At 38.0% G+C, this 20,253-nt stretch carries 19 protein-coding genes; 15 read left to right on the top strand and 4 right to left on the bottom strand.

Features of this window, described 5'->3' with window-relative positions; translation table 11 throughout:
- Positions 1 to 133 precede the first annotated feature (133 nt).
- The 6 genes from ACTHOQ_RS07650 to ACTHOQ_RS07625 all read left to right on the top strand — a co-directional run bounded on the left by ACTHOQ_RS07650 (position 134) and on the right by ACTHOQ_RS07625 (position 6,159).
- Positions 134 to 1,426, top strand: a complete 1,293-nt coding sequence (locus ACTHOQ_RS07650) for a S1C family serine protease (protein WP_440495230.1) — start codon at positions 134 to 136, stop codon at positions 1,424 to 1,426.
- A gap of 131 nt (positions 1,427 to 1,557) precedes the next feature.
- Positions 1,558 to 1,755, top strand: coding sequence for a CxxH/CxxC protein (locus ACTHOQ_RS07645; RefSeq protein WP_440495229.1), 198 nt, complete (start codon positions 1,558 to 1,560; stop codon positions 1,753 to 1,755).
- A gap of 90 nt (positions 1,756 to 1,845) precedes the next feature.
- Positions 1,846 to 2,325 carry a 23S rRNA (pseudouridine(1915)-N(3))-methyltransferase RlmH gene (gene rlmH / locus ACTHOQ_RS07640; protein WP_440495228.1) on the top strand — a complete coding sequence of 160 codons (480 nt, stop codon included), beginning with the start codon at positions 1,846 to 1,848 and terminating at the stop codon, positions 2,323 to 2,325.
- 115 nt (positions 2,326 to 2,440) lie between these two features.
- Positions 2,441 to 3,436: a virulence RhuM family protein gene (locus ACTHOQ_RS07635; RefSeq protein WP_440495227.1), complete on the top strand. Its 996-nt coding sequence runs from the start codon at positions 2,441 to 2,443 to the stop codon at positions 3,434 to 3,436.
- A 315-nt stretch (positions 3,437 to 3,751) separates the two neighbouring features.
- Positions 3,752 to 4,882 carry a hypothetical protein gene (locus ACTHOQ_RS07630; protein WP_440495226.1) on the top strand — a complete coding sequence of 377 codons (1,131 nt, stop codon included), beginning with the start codon at positions 3,752 to 3,754 and terminating at the stop codon, positions 4,880 to 4,882.
- A gap of 238 nt (positions 4,883 to 5,120) precedes the next feature.
- A protein-coding gene (locus ACTHOQ_RS07625) for an IS630 family transposase (RefSeq protein WP_440495224.1) occupies positions 5,121 to 6,159 on the top strand; the annotation gives its coding sequence in 2 pieces (ribosomal slippage) (positions 5,121 to 5,618 and positions 5,620 to 6,159; 1,038 coding nt in all).
- Between the two features lie 583 nt (positions 6,160 to 6,742).
- Here the strand turns inward: ACTHOQ_RS07625 and ACTHOQ_RS07620 are convergent.
- On the bottom strand, positions 6,743 to 7,114 hold the full coding sequence (locus ACTHOQ_RS07620) for a winged helix-turn-helix transcriptional regulator (RefSeq protein ID WP_440495223.1): 372 nt from the start codon (positions 7,112 to 7,114) through the stop codon (positions 6,743 to 6,745).
- A gap of 203 nt (positions 7,115 to 7,317) precedes the next feature.
- On the opposite strand from ACTHOQ_RS07620, the gene ACTHOQ_RS07615 reads away from it, so the two are divergent.
- The 3 genes from ACTHOQ_RS07615 (at position 7,318) to ACTHOQ_RS07605 (ending at position 9,901) form a co-directional block, all read left to right on the top strand.
- The gene (locus ACTHOQ_RS07615; RefSeq protein WP_440495222.1) at positions 7,318 to 8,511 is read left to right on the top strand and encodes an MFS transporter; all 1,194 of its coding nucleotides are present in this window, start codon (positions 7,318 to 7,320) and stop codon (positions 8,509 to 8,511) included.
- 25 nt (positions 8,512 to 8,536) lie between these two features.
- Positions 8,537 to 9,379 (top strand): glyoxal/methylglyoxal reductase, encoded by an 843-nt coding sequence (gene pgoN, locus ACTHOQ_RS07610; protein ID WP_440495290.1) that lies wholly within the window; start codon positions 8,537 to 8,539, stop codon positions 9,377 to 9,379.
- 303 nt (positions 9,380 to 9,682) lie between these two features.
- Positions 9,683 to 9,901: a hypothetical protein gene (locus ACTHOQ_RS07605; RefSeq protein WP_440495221.1), complete on the top strand. Its 219-nt coding sequence runs from the start codon at positions 9,683 to 9,685 to the stop codon at positions 9,899 to 9,901.
- 143 nt (positions 9,902 to 10,044) lie between these two features.
- On the opposite strand, the gene ACTHOQ_RS07600 is transcribed toward ACTHOQ_RS07605, so the two are convergent.
- Both ACTHOQ_RS07600 and ACTHOQ_RS07595 read right to left on the bottom strand, forming a co-directional pair.
- Positions 10,045 to 10,632: a hypothetical protein gene (locus ACTHOQ_RS07600; RefSeq protein ID WP_440495220.1), complete on the bottom strand. Its 588-nt coding sequence runs from the start codon at positions 10,630 to 10,632 to the stop codon at positions 10,045 to 10,047.
- A gap of 112 nt (positions 10,633 to 10,744) precedes the next feature.
- On the bottom strand, positions 10,745 to 11,173 hold the full coding sequence (locus ACTHOQ_RS07595; protein ID WP_440495219.1) for a VOC family protein: 429 nt from the start codon (positions 11,171 to 11,173) through the stop codon (positions 10,745 to 10,747).
- Between the two features lie 174 nt (positions 11,174 to 11,347).
- On the opposite strand from ACTHOQ_RS07595, the gene ACTHOQ_RS07590 reads away from it, so the two are divergent.
- From ACTHOQ_RS07590 to ACTHOQ_RS07565, 6 genes are all read left to right on the top strand, one after another.
- Positions 11,348 to 11,896 carry a GNAT family N-acetyltransferase gene (locus tag ACTHOQ_RS07590; RefSeq protein ID WP_440495217.1) on the top strand — a complete coding sequence of 183 codons (549 nt, stop codon included), beginning with the start codon at positions 11,348 to 11,350 and terminating at the stop codon, positions 11,894 to 11,896.
- A 337-nt stretch (positions 11,897 to 12,233) separates the two neighbouring features.
- Complete coding sequence (gene helD / locus ACTHOQ_RS07585) at positions 12,234 to 14,582, top strand: RNA polymerase recycling motor HelD (RefSeq protein WP_440495216.1); 2,349 nt, start codon at positions 12,234 to 12,236, stop codon at positions 14,580 to 14,582.
- Positions 14,583 to 14,925: 343 nt separating this feature from the next.
- Positions 14,926 to 15,264, top strand: a complete 339-nt coding sequence (locus ACTHOQ_RS07580; RefSeq protein WP_440495214.1) for a CotD family spore coat protein — start codon at positions 14,926 to 14,928, stop codon at positions 15,262 to 15,264.
- A 279-nt stretch (positions 15,265 to 15,543) separates the two neighbouring features.
- Positions 15,544 to 16,626, top strand: a complete 1,083-nt coding sequence (locus ACTHOQ_RS07575) for a type III polyketide synthase (RefSeq protein WP_440495289.1) — start codon at positions 15,544 to 15,546, stop codon at positions 16,624 to 16,626.
- Between the two features lies 1 nt (position 16,627).
- On the top strand, positions 16,628 to 17,158 hold the full coding sequence (locus ACTHOQ_RS07570) for an isoprenylcysteine carboxyl methyltransferase family protein (protein ID WP_440495288.1): 531 nt from the start codon (positions 16,628 to 16,630) through the stop codon (positions 17,156 to 17,158).
- A 249-nt stretch (positions 17,159 to 17,407) separates the two neighbouring features.
- Positions 17,408 to 18,547, top strand: coding sequence for a zinc-dependent alcohol dehydrogenase (locus ACTHOQ_RS07565; protein WP_440495212.1), 1,140 nt, complete (start codon positions 17,408 to 17,410; stop codon positions 18,545 to 18,547).
- A 72-nt stretch (positions 18,548 to 18,619) separates the two neighbouring features.
- Here ACTHOQ_RS07565 and abc-f read toward each other — a convergent pair whose 3' ends face one another.
- A complete protein-coding gene (abc-f, locus tag ACTHOQ_RS07560; protein ID WP_440495211.1) occupies positions 18,620 to 20,068 on the bottom strand; it encodes a ribosomal protection-like ABC-F family protein in 1,449 nt (482 codons plus the stop codon).
- Positions 20,069 to 20,253: the final 185 nt, after the last annotated feature.

Genomic DNA, 20,253 nt, shown 5'->3' with positions numbered 1-20,253 from the left:
GTGTATACTTTCAGCACGCCTTTTTTGGCTGGATTTTCAGTGATTTTTTAAGTAGGTTTTATGCAATTTTCATCTAATTTTAATGTTAGATGTGTATGCTAACAGTATGAAAAGTAACGAAAGGATGATGGATATGGGTTATTTTCCTGAGGATGAAAAAAAGGAAATTCAATATGACCGTGCCACAGAGCTTGAGGCTCGTTTAAAAAGAGAAGAGGAAGAAAGACAGCAGCGCCAAAACAAAAAAAATAGAAAAGGCGGCAATAAATTCGGCTACTTTTTATCAGGCTTGAGCGGTGTTGTAGTCGGTGCATTATTACTATGGCTATTATTGCCGTCGCTTGCCAATCAGCTGCCGGGTGCTAATGGGACAAACTCTGTTTCGAACGGATCATCAGGCACAACGATTAGCCAAACTGCTACAGAAGTAACGACAGATGTGACAAATGCGGTAGAAAAAGTATCAAGCGCAGTTGTAGGGATAACAAATATCCAAAAAGCGGCACCGAACTTCTGGAACCAAAGCTCAGGCGAAACCCAAGCTGTCGGAAGCGGTTCGGGTGTTGTTTATAAAGTAGAAAAAGACCATGCCTTCATTATAACGAATTATCATGTTGTGGAAGGTGCGGAACAAATAGAAGTAACATTGGACGATGGGTCAAAAGTGGAAGCACAGCTTGTCGGTGAAGATATGTGGACAGACTTGGCGGTGATTTCGATTCCAAGTGAAGGTATTGAAACAGTGGCGCAATTCGGCGATTCGGACGTATTAAAGCAAGGTGAAACGGTGATCGCCATCGGGAACCCGCTAGGCTTGGATTTTTATGGTTCGGTTACGACAGGCGTTATTTCAGGTAAAGATCGCTCCGTACCAGTCGATTTAAACGAAGATGGAGTGGAAGACTGGTCCACGGAAGTATTGCAAACAGATGCGGCGATTAACCAAGGGAATTCCGGCGGTGCATTGATTAATATAGCAGGTGATTTGGTCGGTATTAACTCAATGAAAATTGCGCAATCATCTGTTGAAGGTTTAGGCTTTGCGATTCCGATCAATTCAGCGATTCCGGTCATTGAGCAATTGGAGAAGCATGGGGAAGTCCAACGTCCAACGATGGGGATCTCCTTAGTGGATTTAACAGAAGTGCCGGCATATTATCAGCAGCAAACATTGCAGTTGCCTGAAGAAGTAACAAACGGTGTCGTTATTTCACAAATTGTGCGCGGCTCGGCTGCAGAGAAAGCTGGCTTGCAGCAATATGATGTCATTGTGGAAATGGATGGCCAAAAAATTGAAAATGCAATCGAGCTTCGTAAACATTTATATAATGAAAAATCGATTGGCGATACATTGCAAATAAAAGTGTACCGACAAGGCAAGCTTATCGAGGCACAATTGGAATTAGTGGAAAATGCGCAATTATAAATTGTGGATAACTGAATAGAACGATAATTTTATACACAACAGGCAGAGAAGAAAAAGGCTTTTCTTTTCTACCTGTTTTTTGTTTGTTACAATGGATTGTGGATAACATCTTGTGAATTGTGTATAAGTTTGTGGAAATTTCAGAAAAGAAAGAAGGATTAAAAATGAAAAATTTTAGCTGTGAAACCCATATAGATCATGCTTTAGATATGCATGTCGCAGAGACGGAACAATTCCCGATGATGGATTTTTTAACAGAAGACGAAAAGTTATCAACAACTTGTTCTTATTGTGAAGAACAGGCAACATATATTGTATCAAGTAAATAACTTTACACAATATATAGTTTTAACTTGTGGATATGTGTATAACTTTTGTGGATAACTTGTTTGTAAATGGAATGTAAAGGTGGATAAGTTGTGAATATTACAATCATCTCAGTCGGCAAACTTAAGGAAAAATATTTGAAGATGGGCATTGAGGAATATGTGAAGCGTTTAGGCGGCTATGCAAAAATCGATTTAGTCGAAGTGCCCGATGAAAAGGCGCCGGAGCAATTGAGTGAAGCGGATATGGAAATCGTGAAACGGAAAGAAGGCGAACGCATCCTTGCAAAAATTAACGAAGGCACATATGTTATCGCACTCGCTTTAGACGGGAAAATGAAAACGAGCGAAGAAATGGCTGCCGATTTGGATGCACTTATGACATATGGCAAGAGCAAGGTCGCTTTTGTTATCGGCGGTTCGCTCGGTTTACATGAAGATGTATTAAAGCGTGCAGATGAAAAGCTGTGTTTCGGCAAGATGACATTGCCGCACCAGCTCATGAAGCTGGTGCTCGTGGAACAGATTTACCGCAGTTTTCGGATTATTAAGGGAGAACCGTACCATAAATGATGGTAAAGCAGAGAAGTGAATTTGTAATAGATAGAAATACATTAGATAGAGTATTACAAATAGAATTGTAAGAATGTAACATAAGTTTTCGCTTATTAAAATAGGGGGATATGCAATGCAAAATAAAACCGATATTTTAATTTATCAAACAGAAGACGGCAATACAAAGATAGATGTACGCTTAGAAAATGAAACAGTATGGATGACGCAAAAGGCAATTGCTGAACTTTACCAAAAAAGTGTAAATACGATAAATGAACATATAAAGAATATTTATATAGAAGGAGAATTACAAGAGTCGGCAACTATTCGGAAAAACCGAATAGTTCAAACTGAGGGTAATCGTAATGTTGAACGTGAGGTATCTTTTTATAACCTCGAAATGATTCTCGCGGTTGGTTACCGTGTTCGCTCTCACCGAGGTACACAGTTTCGACAGTGGGCTACTGAACGATTAACGGAATACTTGGTTAAAGGATTTACAATGGATGATGATCGTTTAAAAGAGATGCGTAATTTTGGACAAGATTATTTTGATGAATTACTTGAACGAATTCGTGATATTCGTGCTTCTGAAAAAAGATTTTATCAAAAAATTACAGATATTTATGCAACGTCTATTGATTATGAACCTAAAGCAGAAATTACACAGGAATTTTTCGCTACTGTGCAAAATAAGTTACATTTTGCGATTCATGGGCAAACAGCAGCGGAGTTAATAGCGTCTAGATCAGATGCTGAAAAAGAGAATATGGGCCTTACTTCTTGGAAAGGTGACAAAGTACGAAAAGGTGATGTAACAGTTGCCAAAAATTATTTATCTGAAAAAGAACTGAAGTCGATGAATCGTATTGTAACAATGTACTTGGATTATGCTGAGGATCAAGCAGAAAGACAACAGCCAATGTATATGAAAGATTGGACAGAAAAACTGAATGCTTTTCTTCAATTTAATGGTCGAGAGATTCTTGAAAATGCAGGGAAAGTTTCGAAAGCAGTGGCTGACCGATTAGCCGTTCAAGAATATGAAAAATATAATCAAAACCGAATTGCTAACAAATCAAAAGATGATTTCGAACACTTTATTGAAAATAACAATCTTAGAAAGTAAATTTATATGGTAGATAGTTTTACCAACAACAGCGGAGAACCGTACCATAAGTAAGTGCGGTTTCTAGTAAATCATCAATTACAGTCGTTTTATTGTAGTTGATGGTTTATTTTTTGTTATCTTAAGATTAATAATTTGTAGCTAGATTGGGAGGAGGCACAACATAATATCCTAAGAGGAAAGTTAAAAAGGTCAAGATTGGTAAATGTAGCGTTTAATTAAGATTATTTAATAAGTATGTGGAGAATTAACAGATAAATTTGCTAATCTCTTTGTTTTTTGGGAAATAAATTTATAAATGGGGAGATATTTATTTTGAAATTTTTCAAGAAGGATAGAAAATCTGATTATAAGACACATAAAAACTTTAATATTAATGAATTTATATTTGATAATGAAGTAAAAATAAGTGTAGAAAATCTGCTTTTAGAATATCGAGATGAATTTCGTCCGAAATTATTAAAAAAAGAAACTACTACAGATTTTGGTATGGTTATGATTTGTAGTCCATTAATCGAAGAAATAAAGTATTATTTTAATAATGATTTATGTTTATCTGTAGCAACAAGTATTTCTATAAGTAGAAATACAGATTTTAATTTAAGGACACATGCTTATTACGTAGAGAATGCTATAATTAGAATTTCTAATTGTTGGGAGTATCTATTTATTATTTTAAATCAATTTTATCAAACAGATTTAATCGTAGGGCATGATATTAGAGATAAAATAATTTACACAAAGTGTCATGATATCAAATTTATAAAAAAAGGTGAGGGTTATAAAATCAAGGTAACCTCTTTACCAGACAATCAAATCGAAGAGATAAAGCCGGATTTAGAAAAAGAACATAAACTTTTTAATATCTCCATTAACAAAAAAAAGAATATATTCACAAGAATTTTGAAAAAGAAATATACAGTAAATGATAGCCTACAATCATTATTAGATATATATTTTTCAGAAGAAGTTAAAGAAGTTATTGCTTTAAGGAATGAGATGGTTCATAGGAGATCATTAGGGGCTAAATATACTATGGCACCACTAGATGTTATTCCAGGGCAAGGTGTTAGTGTTAATCAGCAAGGGTGGTATTCTTTCAAAGAGATAGACATTAAACTTGAAAAAAACTTAGTAGCTATTCGCCAAGCTATACAATTAATGATTAATATTATTTTTTCTAACGAGGTACCAAATCTAAGTGTTAACGAAAATTTAACATTTTTTGTATTTAAGGTGAAATGTAATAATTGTACAAAAATATTATTAATTAATGATATTATTTTAAAAGGTTTGGAGTCCATTAAAATATCTGCCATTTGTCCAAATTGTAATAGTAAGGATACCGATGTAGGAGAGAAAATGGAGGTTTCTGATAGATATTATTACTCTAACCTAATAGAGTACAATAATTTTTTATTTGATTATTGGAAAAAAGAGGATTAAAAATTAAATGAATTTAATCAGAACTAATAGATGAATGATTTGCTGCAGCCTCTAGCTAGGTAAGTAGGTCGATATCGAGTTCCTTATGTACATTTCCTATAGCGAAGGAAGCAAATAAAAATATAAAATCAAGCTGAACATATTGCTATATCTCTTTTCTATATAACTTGAATTAAAGCTTCTATCTCCTTCAAAGCGGGTAAAGGATACAAACCCACTTTCGAAAGGATGATCTGACATGACACGCAATGAACAACTAGAAGAACTTCGATATGCGATGCGACAAACAAAAGATAAGCGATTATTTGAACGTTACCAGTCTGTACTTTTACATCTTGAAGGAAAAAACAACATTGAAATTGCTTCGATTATTCAACGTAATCGAGCGACTGTTGGTGAATATATTAAAGCCTATAAAAAAGAAGGTATTGCTGGCTTACGTATGGGCATTTCCACAGGTAAACCAAGTCGTTTAACGGTCGAACAGCGAGCTGAACTGGCTGAAATGATTACAGCGAAAACCCCTGCCGATGTAGGGTTCGCGCCGTATACGAACTGGACATTAGCCTTGCTTGTATCACTAGTTGAACGGGAATGGGCTGTTTCCTATTCTTTACGTGGTATGTCAAAATTATTGGAACGCATGCAATTTAGTCACACACATCCTACCTATACGTTGGCGAATGCGGATCCTGAAAAACAAAAGACTTTCAAAGAGGAAACCTTTCCTGTTTTAAAAAAAGCTATTTTATGAAGAAATCGATCATATTCTCTTTCAAGATGAGTCCATGATTCGCGATTATCAAGCGATTCAAAAGTCGTGGTTTTCAAAAGGTAAGCAGCGTCAAATTCCTACGTTTGGCAAGCATCAGGGTGTTAAATTAATGGGTACCTTGAACTACGAAACAGGTGAAATCTTCTGTGTCGAAGAAGAAAAATACGATGCAGAAGTCTTTTTCCGTTTCTTAGAAAAAATTCTCGTACATTATCCACACGGGAAAATTGCGATGGTGCTAGATAACTCCCGCATTCATCATGCAAAGCTCATTCAGCCATTCTTAAACGCGCATCAAAATCGACTACAGCTCGTCTTTTTACCACCTTACAGCCCACAATTGAATTTAATTGAAGGTTTATGGAAATGGTTAAAAGACAGTGTCATTAATAATGTCTTTTTTCCGAGTACGCCGAAAATTAAACTTGCGGTTCGCCAATTTATTAACTGCCAGAACAAAAATAAACAGGGAATAATCGATCGGCTTTGTGTTAGATTCTAAAGTTCAATTTATATAGCATCTAAAAAGTAAATTTTGATTTTAACTAGAAACAAATTTATTCAAGCAATCACTTTCTAGATCAATTTTTGGGTTTTCCATGTTTTATAGGAAAAGAAGTTCAGTTTATAAACTATTAAAATAAAGGATAAAAAAGCCTCAATTTGCTTCACTAAATAGAACTGTATCAAGTTTTCTATTATTCAAATTCACTGATTCCAGCAGCATTCCGGGAAAAAATACGTGAACAAAAACCAGTCTCTCCATACAAACCACTGTCAACTTACGTTAAATAAAATAGAAAATAAATAAATATGGCACACACAGCTATATCCGGTAAAATTTCCGCTTCGCCCGGAAAAGTGCGGCAATTGGCGGGAGCTCTGAACTTCCTCCATTCAACTGTGTGTACTCCTTTTTCTCTGTTACACTTAAATAGTAAAAAAGAACCCGTAGGCGGGACCTTTCGCAAGTGTCCTGCCCACGGGTTCCATAATATTTTCCCCGTCCATTATTAAGGAATCGGCTGTTTTGGTTTTAATTTATCATTGCCCCTTATTGCTAAAGGACCCCACTCTGGATCCTCTTACTTTAGCTGATCATTCAGCACACTATCCTCCAAAACCGAAAATTTATCTCCATATACTTTCGTTATATGTTTTTCACCCCATGAACATAATGAACTTAAAATACTTTCCAGGCTTTGTCCATATTCACTAAGCTCATATTCTACTTTTGGCGGAATTTGATTGTACACAATCCGATTGATGACCCCATCCTCTTCTAGCTCACGCAGCTGCTGGGTAAGCATTTTTTGGGTGATATTTGGCATGAGGCGCTTCAATTCGCTTGTCCGTTTTCTTCCATGAGTCAGATGACAGAGAATCACACATTTCCACTTTCCGCCAATTACTTCCAGTGTCGCTTCAACGGAAATATTATACTTCTTTTTTTGCATAATGTTCCTCCTTATTATAGGCGCAAAAAAGTACCTATATAACGTTTTGGTGCCTATATTACTTTAAAGTGCGTACTTTTATTTATGAACTCTATATATCATAATAACATTTGCAGGCTGATAAACACCATACTTTCTTTCAAATATTATTATTCACTGAAATGAAAGTTTACATGTATATAAAAGAAAAAGGAGAAAAGAATATGGAGTTAAGTAAAAAGCAAAGCATTTTAGCATTGCTTGCTTTAGCGGTAAGTGCATTTGCAATTGGAACGACTGAATTTATCAGTGTCGGATTGCTGCCTCTTATAGCGGAAGATTTAAGTATTCCTGTGACCACTGCAGGATTAACGGTTTCTTTATATGCCTTAGGGGCAACATTTGGAGCACCTATTTTGACAGCTCTGACATCGGGAATGCAGCGTAAAACATTACTGCTTTGGATTATGATTGTCTTCATTATTGGCAATACCCTTGCGGCAATTTCTACAACTATTGGATTGCTGCTGGTGGCGCGAGTAATTTCGGCATTTTCACATGGGGTTTTCATGTCAATCGGATCGACGATAGCTGCAGATTTAGTTTCGGAAAATCGCAGAGCCAGCGCGATTTCCATAATGTTTACAGGTCTAACAGTAGCTACGGTAACGGGTGTTCCTTTTGGTACGTTTATCGGACAGCTGCTAGGTTGGAGAACAGCCTTTATTACCATTGTTATTATTGGTGTTATTGCCTTGATTGCAAATAGCATTCTTGTGCCGTCAAATTTACGGAAAGGAGTAAAAACTTCCTTTAGTGAGCACCTTAAGCTTGTAACGAACGGACGGCTACTGCTTTTATTCATCATTACAGCATTAGGGTACGGCGGTACATTTGTCGTGTTCACCTTCCTGTCCCCGATGCTCCAGGATATTACGGGATTTAAAGAAGGAACTGTGGCCGTCATTTTATTAGCCTATGGACTTGCGATAGCAATCGGGAATATGATTGGAGGTAAATTATCCAATAAGAATCCGCTTGGTGCATTGTTCTATATGTTTATAGTACAGGCCGTCATTTTATTTATTTTAATGTTTACGGCACCATTTAAAGTTGCTGGATTAATAACCATTCTTTTAATGGGGCTGTTGGCATTTATGAATGTGCCGGGGCTGCAAGTATATGTCTTGATGCTGGCCGAGCGCTTTGTCCCTAGTGCAGTTGATGTCGCATCAGCAATAAATATCGCTGCTTTTAATGCAGGGATTGCGCTTGGCTCATTTGTAGGCGGTCTGATTACAGATTCAATTGGACTTATCCATACTTCATGGATTGGGGCACTTATGGTTTTGGCGGCAGCAGTCTTAACAGGATTTAGCAAATATTTGGAACGGAAAGATCTAAAAAGTAATGCATAATAATATTTTGGAGGTTTCAGGAATGATGATAAAAAATTTACAAGATACAACTACTTTGCATAACGGTGTGAAAATGCCTTTGTTCGGACTGGGGGTATTTAAGGTCGAAGAAGGCCCTGAATTGGTGAATGCAGTTAAAAATGCGATTAAACATGGATACCGCAGTGTGGATACAGCTGCGATTTATGAGAATGAAGAAGGAGTAGGAAAAGGGATTAAAGAAGGCTTACAGGAAACAGGCATTTCGAGGGAAGAGCTTTATGTGACGTCCAAGGTTTGGAACGCGGATCTTGGGTATGAATCAACTATCGCTGCATATGAAACAAGTTTAAAGAAGCTTGGCTTAGATTATTTAGACCTGTATTTGATCCATTGGCCGGTTGAAGGAAAATATAAAGAGGCGTGGAGAGCATTGGAAACACTTTACAAAGAAGGCCGGGTAAAAGCAATCGGCGTCAGCAATTTCCAGATTCACCACTTGGAAGAGTTAATGAAGGATGCAGAAATTAAACCAATGATCAATCAAGTGGAACGCCATCCTCGTTTAACCCAAAAGGAACTGCAAGCATTTTGTCAAAGCAATGGTATCCAGCTTGAAGCGTGGTCACCGTTAATGCAAGGCCAATTGCTGGACAATGGCGTTTTACAGAAGATTGCTGACAAGCATCAGAAATCTGTTGCTCAAGTCATTTTGCGTTGGGACTTGCAACAAGGGGTTGTTGTCATCCCGAAATCGACAAAGGAGCATCGAATTGTTGAAAATGCGAATGTGTTTGATTTTGAATTGACGAATGAGGAAATGAAAATCATTGATGAATTGAATCAAAATCTTCGTGTAGGACCAGACCCGGACAATTTTGATTTTTAATATAAAAGAACCCGGACTTCGAGTTCTTATACAGTGCAGGGAAATAGGGAAATGGATCTCTTTTTTCCTGCGCTTTTTTTGAGTGTGCCTGGCATTGCACAATAACCCGGTGGCGAAAATCCGATGCTTAGCTTGGATGCAGAAACTGTTGGCGAAAGATAGCGTGTCCATGGTGACGGAATAGCTGTAGCCCAACATTTTTTAAATAAATATATGTACTCTTGGTTAAACTTTAGAGTGGAAAGTATGAATGCAGACAGTCATTATTAATACTTTTCAAATAAAAATCAATGGAGGATGGCCATGTCAAATATGGGGACAAAGCGCAATAATGCAAAACCCAAGGGTAAGCAAATTGCGGATAAACTAGAAGTAAACCGAAATCTCAGGAATTCCCGGCAAGAGGAGTTTGAATCTGAATTTGATTTCAATGCAGCTTCAGCAAAGGAAAAAAACTTTGTGGAAGCACAAGGCAAAACAGGCATCAAGCAACCTGTAAGTGAACGAACTGCATGGCACTAGTTTATATTTGACAACTATTCAACACATTGAGATGAAGGACTAAGGCATGAGCCTTGGTTCTTTTATTGATTGGAAAGTACATGCAGAAATTATAAAAACTTAGGCACCTTAATACAGTGTCTAAGTTTTTTGTTCAAATTTATTTAGTCGCGCTCATGCTTCTTCGCGTTCCCTTTTATTTCCTCGATTTTCTTCATATACTCCTGATATTCTTTCTCGACATCCGAAGTTGCGGGCAGAAAGGAATCTGGATTTAAATCGACCCGCTTTCCGTACCGACTCATTTGGTAAATAATCATACCGTTGTTTGGCTTTCCATTGAATGTAATCATCGGCACTGCATCGAATAATACATAATAAAAAGCGTAGAATACAAAGCGGTCCCAAAATGTCTTGTATTCCCCAGCCCATCCGTTGGCAATCAAGAAATTGATTGTAAGACCAAGGAATAAATTGATCAAAATTGGCCCCGAGTAGATGCAAATATAAGCGAACTTACTGTCACGCTTTAATTCATCATATGAAAACCAACTATAGAAATGATAGTATTTGCGAATATCAAACATCCCAAGCTTTATAATTCTAGGGCCAGAACCAATTGTTACTCTTGGTTCTGTAACACCAAATAGCCAGCTGACAATTAAGTAGCCCATCTCCCGAAGAAATACAACGGCAGGCAAGATGATAAATGCAGAAATAGTAAGAGATATGAGATCCGATATTCCAAACATATAATATCCACTCCAAACGAATATGTCATAAGTGGATACCCTTCATAAAGTATTTAAAACATATAATCGAAAGGCAAAAAATATATGGATGTTAATATGTTTTAAGAAATAGTCACTTATTCTTTATATCGCTTTCCTGCATTTTTCTAATATTATCCGAATGGTAAGGAGAACCGTCAACTTCATTTACCACGCTAAACGGGTTGCCATCCAAGTCGAAGAAATCGAAACACTTCATACCGCCAAAATCGTCAAGTTCGGTAATAGCGATATTATTGTTTTTAAAATGCTGGTGGGCAGTTTCAATATCGTCAACAATAAAATTATAATAGGAATTTTTCTCGTTACCCTTTGCAGTAAATTCAGTAGGTTGCGTAGTTTCAACTTTTACCAAGGCCAATTGTGTTGATCCTGTCGGCAAATAAAACCCGACGCCATCTTCCCAACGTTCAATTACTTTTACACCAAGGAATTTTTCATACCATTTTGTAGATTCTTCAATATTTGTGACCGGGATAAATATACTGCCTATTTTAAACATGATTTTCCTCCTTCAAATGAAATTCTCGTTTATAACATATATAATATTGTAAAAACTAGACTTACGTATATAAATTAAAATCCCCTCCAAAAAAGAGTTTTTATTTTAACGGATATTTGTACAGAGAAGAGAACGATCCTATAATAATCGGGATTTATATAAGGAGACATAAGCATGCTTACTGTAAGGCAAATATATCAACAAGACTATCCGGCAGGTAAAAAAGTATTTTATAAGTATACATCAGAACAATATTATAATATCCGCATGGAAAGAAAAGAGAATGGCTGGATTTTCATTTTAAACGAAGAACGATTTGATGCCCCTTTTGTGAAAAAAATGGAGGAAGAAATTTTTGAACCATATAAAGAAGGTTCGGAAGTTTATGTAGGGGAAGTTGATGGCGAAGAATGTGCCGTTATAGTAATTCAGCAAATGGAATGGAACAACACATTATTAATCCATGATTTATATGTTGACGAACGATTCAAGAAAATGGGTATCGGTAGAACATTAATTGAAGCAGCTAAAAAGAGAGCGGCCGAACTAGGAGTAAGGTCGATAACATTGGAAACGCAAACAGCCAATTATCCAGCTGTCCAGTTTTATTTAAAAAATGGTTTTGAACTGATTGGATTAAACACAATCTCCTACACAAACGAAGATGTAAAGAATCATGAAGTACGCATAGAAATGGGCTTTATATTACATTCAGCCTATTAGCTGCGTTCCTTTGTGTTCAGCTTTGCGCCTTCAGAAAGAATCTGCATCGTAAATACCGTATCGATTTCGCTTCTGCAATTATAAAGTTTAGAAGGAAAACGCCCTTATACTTGTCGTGAGGATAAGGGCAAATAAAAAAACTCCTAAAGCGGTATTTAGGAGTTTTTCATTTTATTTTTATAAAAATCGTATTAAATTCATTGAAAAAAGTGCATACAAATGATAAATTTATATAGATATGCATTAAATACATTATTAGTGTATATTATCCCTATTTTAATTATATATGATATTTCTCCATTAGTCAACACTTAAATAATTCAGAGGAGTGAATGCTATGCATGTGGATTTCCTAGAGGAACAAAAACGTTTGAATGATGTTACGCGTGTTATTACAGACCAAATACTTCAAGTAGAATCGGAAATGTCCAATTCCAAAAATGAAGTGGTAAATATCCGCAAGCATTTTTGGGATGAAATCAAAGTGAATACAGATACATTTGATGATTTTCTTGAAACGATTATTAGCTTAAGACAGGAAACACAAGCTCTATCTGTTAGCCAAAGTACGTACAGTCACGTGGCAAAGCGGCTGGCAACGTTGCGCCGCATGCAGACAGTTCCCTATTTCGGACGAATAGATTTTCTTGAAGAGGGATATACAGCCGAGGAGCATATTTACATTGGCATTTCCTCCCTAATGGATGAAAGTAAAGAAGATTTTCTCATTTATGACTGGAGGGCACCGATTTCCAGCGTCTACTATGATTATGAACCAGGTCCTGCACAGTATAAAACGCCAGGTGGAATGATTTATGGAGAGCTAGAAAAAAAGTGGCAATATGTTATACGCGCACGTAAATTGCAATCTATGTTTGATACGAGCATCACAATCGGCGACGAAATTTTACAGCAGGTGCTTGGAAAAGGCACGGATAAGTATATGCAAAATATTGTGGCGACGATTCAGAAAGAGCAGAATCGTATTATTCGCCATGATCAAGGGCGTTTGCTTATTGTGCAAGGGGCGGCCGGCAGCGGGAAAACATCCGCAGCGCTTCAGAGAATAGCGTTTTTGCTATATAAATACAGGGACCATTTAAAAGCGGACCAAATTGTATTGTTTTCGCCGAACGCCATGTTTAACAGCTATGTTTCCAATGTGCTGCCAGAACTTGGTGAAGAAAATATGCAGCAGGTTACATTCCAGGAATATTTGGATCATCGGCTGAGCAAAGAATTCCAGCTGGAAAATCCATTTGACCAGTTAGAGTATGTGTTGACAGCATCAAATACATCTTCGTATAAAACAAGGATTAAAGGAATACGTTTTAAAGCATCAGGCCATTTCTTTGAGGCAATTAAATTATACCGGGAAACATTAGAGAAGTCAGGCATGCTATTTAAAGATATAAAGTTCAGGGGGAACGTCATTGTCCCGGCGCAACAACTGGCAAATAGGTTTTATGGGAACGATATTTCATTGAATTTCCATGGCAGACTGGAAAAGCTAAAAGAATGGCTAATGAATCACATAAAGGAAATAGAGAAGGTTGAACGTTTGAAACCATGGGCAGAAGAGGAGATCGAGCTGCTCAGCAATGAAACCTCTCATAAAATCCATAAATATTTGGCGGAGAAAAAGGGCTTTGCGCGGGAGGAGATGGCAGATTACGAGATGGATCATGAAGCGCTTATTCGAGTCATCGTCCGTCAAAAACTGAAACCATTGAAAAAGCGAGTTCAAGCCCTTGATTTCATTGATATAGAAGGGGTATATAAGCAGCTTTTTTCTGATCCGTTATTGATGAGGCAACTAAAGGTGGAAGTACCAGAGGAATGGGGGGAAATTTGCCAAGCCACACTTCAAATGCTGGGAGAGGGAAAACTGTATTATGAGGACGCGACACCATTTTTATTATTGCAGGAATTGATTCAGGGCTTTCAAACGAATCGCTCGATAAAGCATATTCTCATTGATGAAGCACAGGATTATTCCCCATTTCAATTCGAATTTTTAAAGCGCTTGTTCCCCTCAGCCCAAATGACAGTGCTAGGAGATTTTAATCAGGCAATTTTTGCTCATGCGAGTGAAATTGCTGATTTCCAAGTACTTAATAATTTATATGGAGAAAATCAAACAGAAGTAATTAATATGAGTCGCAGCTACCGTTCGACAAAGCCAATTATCGAATTTACGAGCAGCCTCATCGCGAATGGCGAAAAAATCATACCATTTGAACGTGCGGGCGAGCTGCCGGTGCTGACAGAAGTAAAAAATCATACCGAATTGCATCGCTGCATTCAATCCAAAGTATCTGCTTTGCAAAGCGAAGGCTATGAAAGCATTGCAATCATATGTATTTCGGCGGAGCAAAGCAAGGCTGCATTTGAGGCTTTGATGAACCAAATCGATGGCATCAAGCTACTGAAATATAGCTCGGCGGAATATGAACAGGGGGTTGTAGTAATCCCTACTTATTTAGCAAAGGGCATTGAATTTGAGGCGGTCATTATTTACGATGCAGCGGAACAAATATATGGAGAAGAAAGCTTGCGCAGAATTTTCTATACCGCTTGTACAAGGGCAATGCACGAGCTGCAGCTTTACAGTGTAGGCAAACCGAGTCCATTTCTGCAAAAGGCTGTACAGGAGAACTCGATCCGTATGGAATTGGATTATTAAAATCGGATATAGGTAAAAGAGCAAAAAATGATTTGGAAGATTAAAATTTCCGTTTTCGTTTCGTTTGCCCAATTGCCTTTTTCGCCTCATATACGAAAGTACCCTGAACGATAGGTTTATTAAGTCTATTTCCAGGGTACGACTTGCGCTGCGAATATTCCGTCATTTGTTTCACCAAACCATTTTTGATAATCCGTATTAGAAGTAGTTGCGTTTTAATACTCATTGAAATTCGTATTAAATTTAAAAAATTATGCTGCAACAATAGGCGAGTAAATAGTTCATCTGCGGAACTTTTCATACGTTAGTAAAGATACAATACGAATAAGGAAGGAGGATATAATTGGTTAATCGAAATTGGTTTGGCTCATTTGACGAAGACAGAGATCAAGGGTTTCCAGGCTATGCTCAGCAATTGCCGGCACAGACGGCTCCTACTCAATTCGCATCTCCCCAAATATCACCGACAAGACAATATGTACAAAGAAACGTAACAAACATGGTCGTACCACATATTCACCCATCCCATTTAACGACTGTTAACCAGCAATATATTAATAATCAGCACTATTTCCCTCATACGGAATCTGTAATGAATGAATGTTTCGAGACGAATACAATGTGCGGAACGCCGTTTAGGCCGGGCGGCGGCTGTGGTTGTTCAAAACGGAGAGGCTGGTAAACAATCCATTAACCTATTCTATAATTTCCAGCGTTGATAATTAAGGATTATCTGATCAGCTTAGCGTAAAAATTCCAATTTAAAATAATGATAGCACTGTCTATAATGGACAGTGCTATTTTACATTCAATCAATGATTCATAAAAACTGATTCTATTCAAATTGTTTCTGCTGCAATTACAACTCAGCATTAACGATAAAAGTCTATGTTGCTTTTGTATATTTCCGTTGATTTTAAAATACATTGGTAGAAAGTAATGAGCATAAGGAGAAATGATTATTCCTAAAATCGCCTCGGTTAGTACATATACGCCACCCTTTTCATTAGCCCAGTCCAATATTGAGCAATTGACGAAAGAGCTTTTTCAAAACAAAATCTCAAGGTTAGAACGGTTATTAAAAGTTTTTGAGAATGGCGAAATCGAAAGACGGAATTTTTGTGTTCCGCCTGATTGGTACCGTGAAGAGCATACCTTTGAAGAACGCAATTCGCTCTATATTGATATAGCTGCCCGGTATAGTGTCGAAGTCATTAATAGATGTTTAACGAATCGCTCTTTTTTACGAAACGATATTTCCGCGGGGGACATTGATGCAATAATTTTCGTCAGCAGCACAGGGATTTCAACACCAAGCATCGATGCCCGTATCATGAATTTGCTCCCCTTCTCAGATCAAATTGTCAGAATGCCTATATGGGGACTTGGTTGTGCTGGGGGAGCGGCCGGAATTAGCAGGGCTTACGATTATTGCAAAGCATATCCAAACGCTAAAGTTCTCGTAGTATGTGTGGAACTATGCAGCTTAACGTTCCAGAAGGATGACTATACAAAAAGCAACTTAGTAGGGACATCGCTGTTCGCGGATGGAGCAGCTTGTGCACTTGTTTGTGGCGATCATGTGGAGCTTGAACAGGATGTATTGACACCGCATATCGTTGGCCGTAGATCGAAGTGGATGCCGAATTCGGAAGATGTAATGGGCTGGAATGTGAAAAATGGCGGATTACATGTTGTATTTTCCAAAAGCATCCCGAGTATTATTTCAAACTGGCTTGGTCCTTTTATCCATGAATTTTTAAGCGCCTGTAATGTACCAGTAGAGCAAATCGTTAATTTCGTTGCACATCCTGGCGGGAAAAAAGTGTTAAATGCTTATGAAGATGCATTGCAATTAACGAAAAACCATACGAATGTTTCACGTGAAATATTAAAAAATCATGGAAATATGTCTTCCCCAACGGTCTTTTACGTTTTGGAACAATTTATGCTTAAGAAAAGCAAATTGAATACGCTGGGCTTATTAGTAGCTTTAGGTCCTGGTTTTAGTGGTGAAGTAGTGTTGCTGGAATGGGGGGAGTGAACTGATTTTCCACTTCATAATGGCTTTTGTTGTCGCTCAAAGATTAGTGGAATTGTTTATAGCAAAAAGAAATGAAAAATCAATGCTCGCCAAAGGGGCCTATGAAGTCGGGGCATCGCATTATCCGTTGATGATTTTGTTGCATGCAGCCTTTTTTGTAAGCCTTTTTATAGAAGTGCTCTATTATAAATCCATTTTTACACCGCATTATGCCTTGTTGTTTGTATTTTTACTATTGCAGCTGTTAAGGGTATGGTGTTTACTTTCGCTTGGAACGTTTTGGAATACGAAAATCATTGTTTTGCCAGGTGCCAATGTTGTCGTCAAAGGTCCGTATTCCTATATCCGGCATCCCAATTATTTAGTCGTATGTCTAGAAATTGCTGTGCTCCCCCTCATGTTCCAAGCGTATGTCACAGCTATTTGTTTTACAATTTTAAACTTCATTATCCTCTCGATCCGTATTCCGATAGAGGAAAGAGCGCTAAAAGAAGCGACGGACTACGCTGCGCCTGAACAACGGAACATTTAATATGTATAATAAAGCACTGATTCCATAGCGGATTAGTGCTTTACTGCTGCTATCGGGATTCCGCAAAAAACAGCGTAACTTAATGGTGGGCTGAATTCGAGGATTCTTTAAAATAGACATGATAAATAATCCTTATACGCTTTAGCCTTTTGTTCTTTAACGTATATTTTCCTGCTATGAGGGTAAACAGATTAAAGAATGACTTATTGAAGTTGAATTCTAATACTTTTTCCAGCAGGAGGGATCTATTTGAAAGCAGTAACTTATCAAGGCGCGAAAAAAGTGGAAGTGAAAGAAGTTCCGGATGCAAAGCTTAAAAAGCCAGATGATATTATTGTCCGCATTACCTCAACCGCTATTTGTGGTTCAGATCTCCATATATACCGAGGAGCTGTTCCGGCCAGAGACGGCTTTATTATTGGCCATGAACCGATGGGAATAGTAGAAGAAGTCGGTCCTAATGTGACAAAGGTGAAAAAAGGCGACCGGGTTGTGATTCCTTTTAACGTTTCTTGCGGGGAATGCTTTTACTGTCAAAACGAAATGGAAAGCCAATGCGACAATTCCAATGAAAATCCGGAAATCGATTCGGGCGCTTATTTTGGGTATACAGAGCGTTATGGGGATTTTCCGGGTGGCCAGGCTGAATATATGCGTGTACCATACGGGAATTTCATACCGTTTAAAGTGCCGGAATCCTGTGAATTGGAGGATGAAGCATTATTGTTTATATCGGATGTGCTGCCGACCGCATATTGGAGCGTGGAGCATGCAGGGGTAAAAAAAGGGGATACGGTCATTGTGCTTGGTTCAGGACCGATTGGCTTAATGGTGCAAAAATTTGCCTGGATGAAAGGGGCAAATCGCGTGCTTGTCGTAGATCCGCTGTCATACCGTCTTGATCATGCGAAACAGAAGAATAACGTGGAAATATTCAATTTTGATGATTTTGATGATGTAGGGGATCATCTTCATGAAATTACAAAAGGCGGAGCGGATGTTGTCATTGACTGTGTAGGGATGGATGGTAAAATGTCGCTCATGGAAAAGGCACAGCAAAAGCTAAAACTGCAGGGCGGAACATTAAGTGCGATTGATGTCGCCATTAAGGCAGCGAGGAAGTTCGGAACAATACAACTAACGGGCGTATATGGTTCGAAGTATAATATGTTCCCGCTTGGCAATATTTTCGAACGCAATGTAACGGTAAAGATGGGACAGGCACCGGCCATCCACTACAGTCCGATGCTTTATGACATGGTGGCTCAAGGGAAAATTGATCCGACAGAAATTATTACACATAAAATGCCGTTATCGGAAGCAAGCGAAGCATACCGGATGTTCCACGATCATGAAGATCAGAGCATTAAGTTCATATTAAAGCCGTAAATAGCCAAAAACTACCCGCAACGCTGAATAATTCGCGTTGTAGGTAGTTTTCATGTTGGCATATTATCTGTTTTACTGTTCCACTAAAGAAAAATCCTGAATTGCTATAATGCGGGTCGCTACTTGGCGCACAAAATATTCATCATGGGAGATAAACAGAATTGTCCCATCATAGGCTTGCATAAAGTTTGTTAGAGCTTTGCGAGTTGCAATATCGAGAAAGTTTGTCGGCTCGTCCAATAACAGCACATTGTAACGACCTAAAAATAGTTCACTTAAAAGCAGACGAATACGTTCGCCGCCGCTTAATGCTTGTATATTCTTTTGCAAATCACTTTGATCGAATTGCATATGATGCAAAGCACTTCGAATCATTGCTTCATTATAGTCGCTTCGGGATTTCATAAAGCCCCAAATTGTTTCCGGCGGCAAGCTTTGATAGGCAAGCTGCGAAAATTGGCCGATTTTCACTTTTGGAGAAAGGTCTATGTTTTCATGGCCACCGGTAATTGCCTGGAACAGTGTAGATTTCCCGCTGCCGTTAGGGCCTGTGATAGCAATCTTCTCCCGTAGGCCAATATGCAAATTTGCATGCTGCAACAAGATGTTATCCGCAACTTTCAGCTCGATATTTTGTATCATTACCGGAAACCTATTATGAAGCTCCAAAGATTGTGATTGCCGGAATTGGATGGGGGCAGTTTCTTTTACTTCTTCGATTACTTGTAGCTGCTCAATCCGTTTTTCAATGGCCTTTGCCGAGCGATGAACGGCTTTTTGGCTCGTTCCCTTTGATTTCGTTTCAAACATCCTGTTCGCTTTCGCCTTTGTTTCTTTCTTTGACATATTCGTTGCTTGTGTAATCTTTTCAGCCTTTTTCATTTTTTCGGCGGCAGCTTTTTCTAAATGGGCTTTTTCACGCGTGTATTTTTCATACGCTGCTTGTTGCTGCTGCTTCATTATTTTCTTTTGTGCTTCATAATCTGAATAGTTACCGCTAAAAATGGAGATTTGTCCCTCATCGACTTCCCAAATCGTCGTTACTACACGGTCGAGTAAATGGCGATCATGACTAATCAGCAAAATGGCACCGTAATAATATTGTAGCTGTTCCTGTAAAAAGTCGATTCCTTCTTTATCTAAATGTGTTGTCGGTTCATCGAGAAGCAATGCCTCATAATAATGGCTAAATGCCTGTGTTAGCTTCAGTCGTGTCTGTTCACCACCACTGTGCGGATGAGCCGCTTTCAATTTATACTTTAATGTCATATCTAGATTAGTTAGCTCAAGGGCAGGATTTGTTTGCTCAAAATAATAAAAATCAGCATTCGCTTTCAAGGTGCCTTGCTGTGGCGATAATGCCCCTGCCAATAATTTTAACAGTGTGCTTTTTCCGGCTCCGTTTTTGCCGACGATCCCAATACGGTCAAATTGATGTACCGTCAATCGCGGGATCGTTAATATATTCTTATTTAAAAATTCGATGTGTATATTTTTTAAGTCATAAATGATAGTTTCCATTGTTGCTACCTCCGAAATGGTTTATTTCGTACCGATAGCGTGATCGATACGAGCGGGTTAAGATCGTCCCGCCCGTATTAAAAGAATAATAGCATCTGCATAGTTTTAGTCCTCCATTAAAAAAAGTAAGCCTAAAACGCAATAAAAAAGCAGATATTTTGTATGCCTGCCCAGAAAAAATATAG

The organism is Solibacillus silvestris (assembly GCF_051967575.1).
Classification (GTDB): Bacteria; Bacillota; Bacilli; order Bacillales_A; family Planococcaceae; genus Solibacillus; species Solibacillus silvestris_B.
The sequence above is the reverse complement of the archived record's forward strand: the minus strand, read 5'-3'. Positions and strand labels throughout refer to the sequence as shown.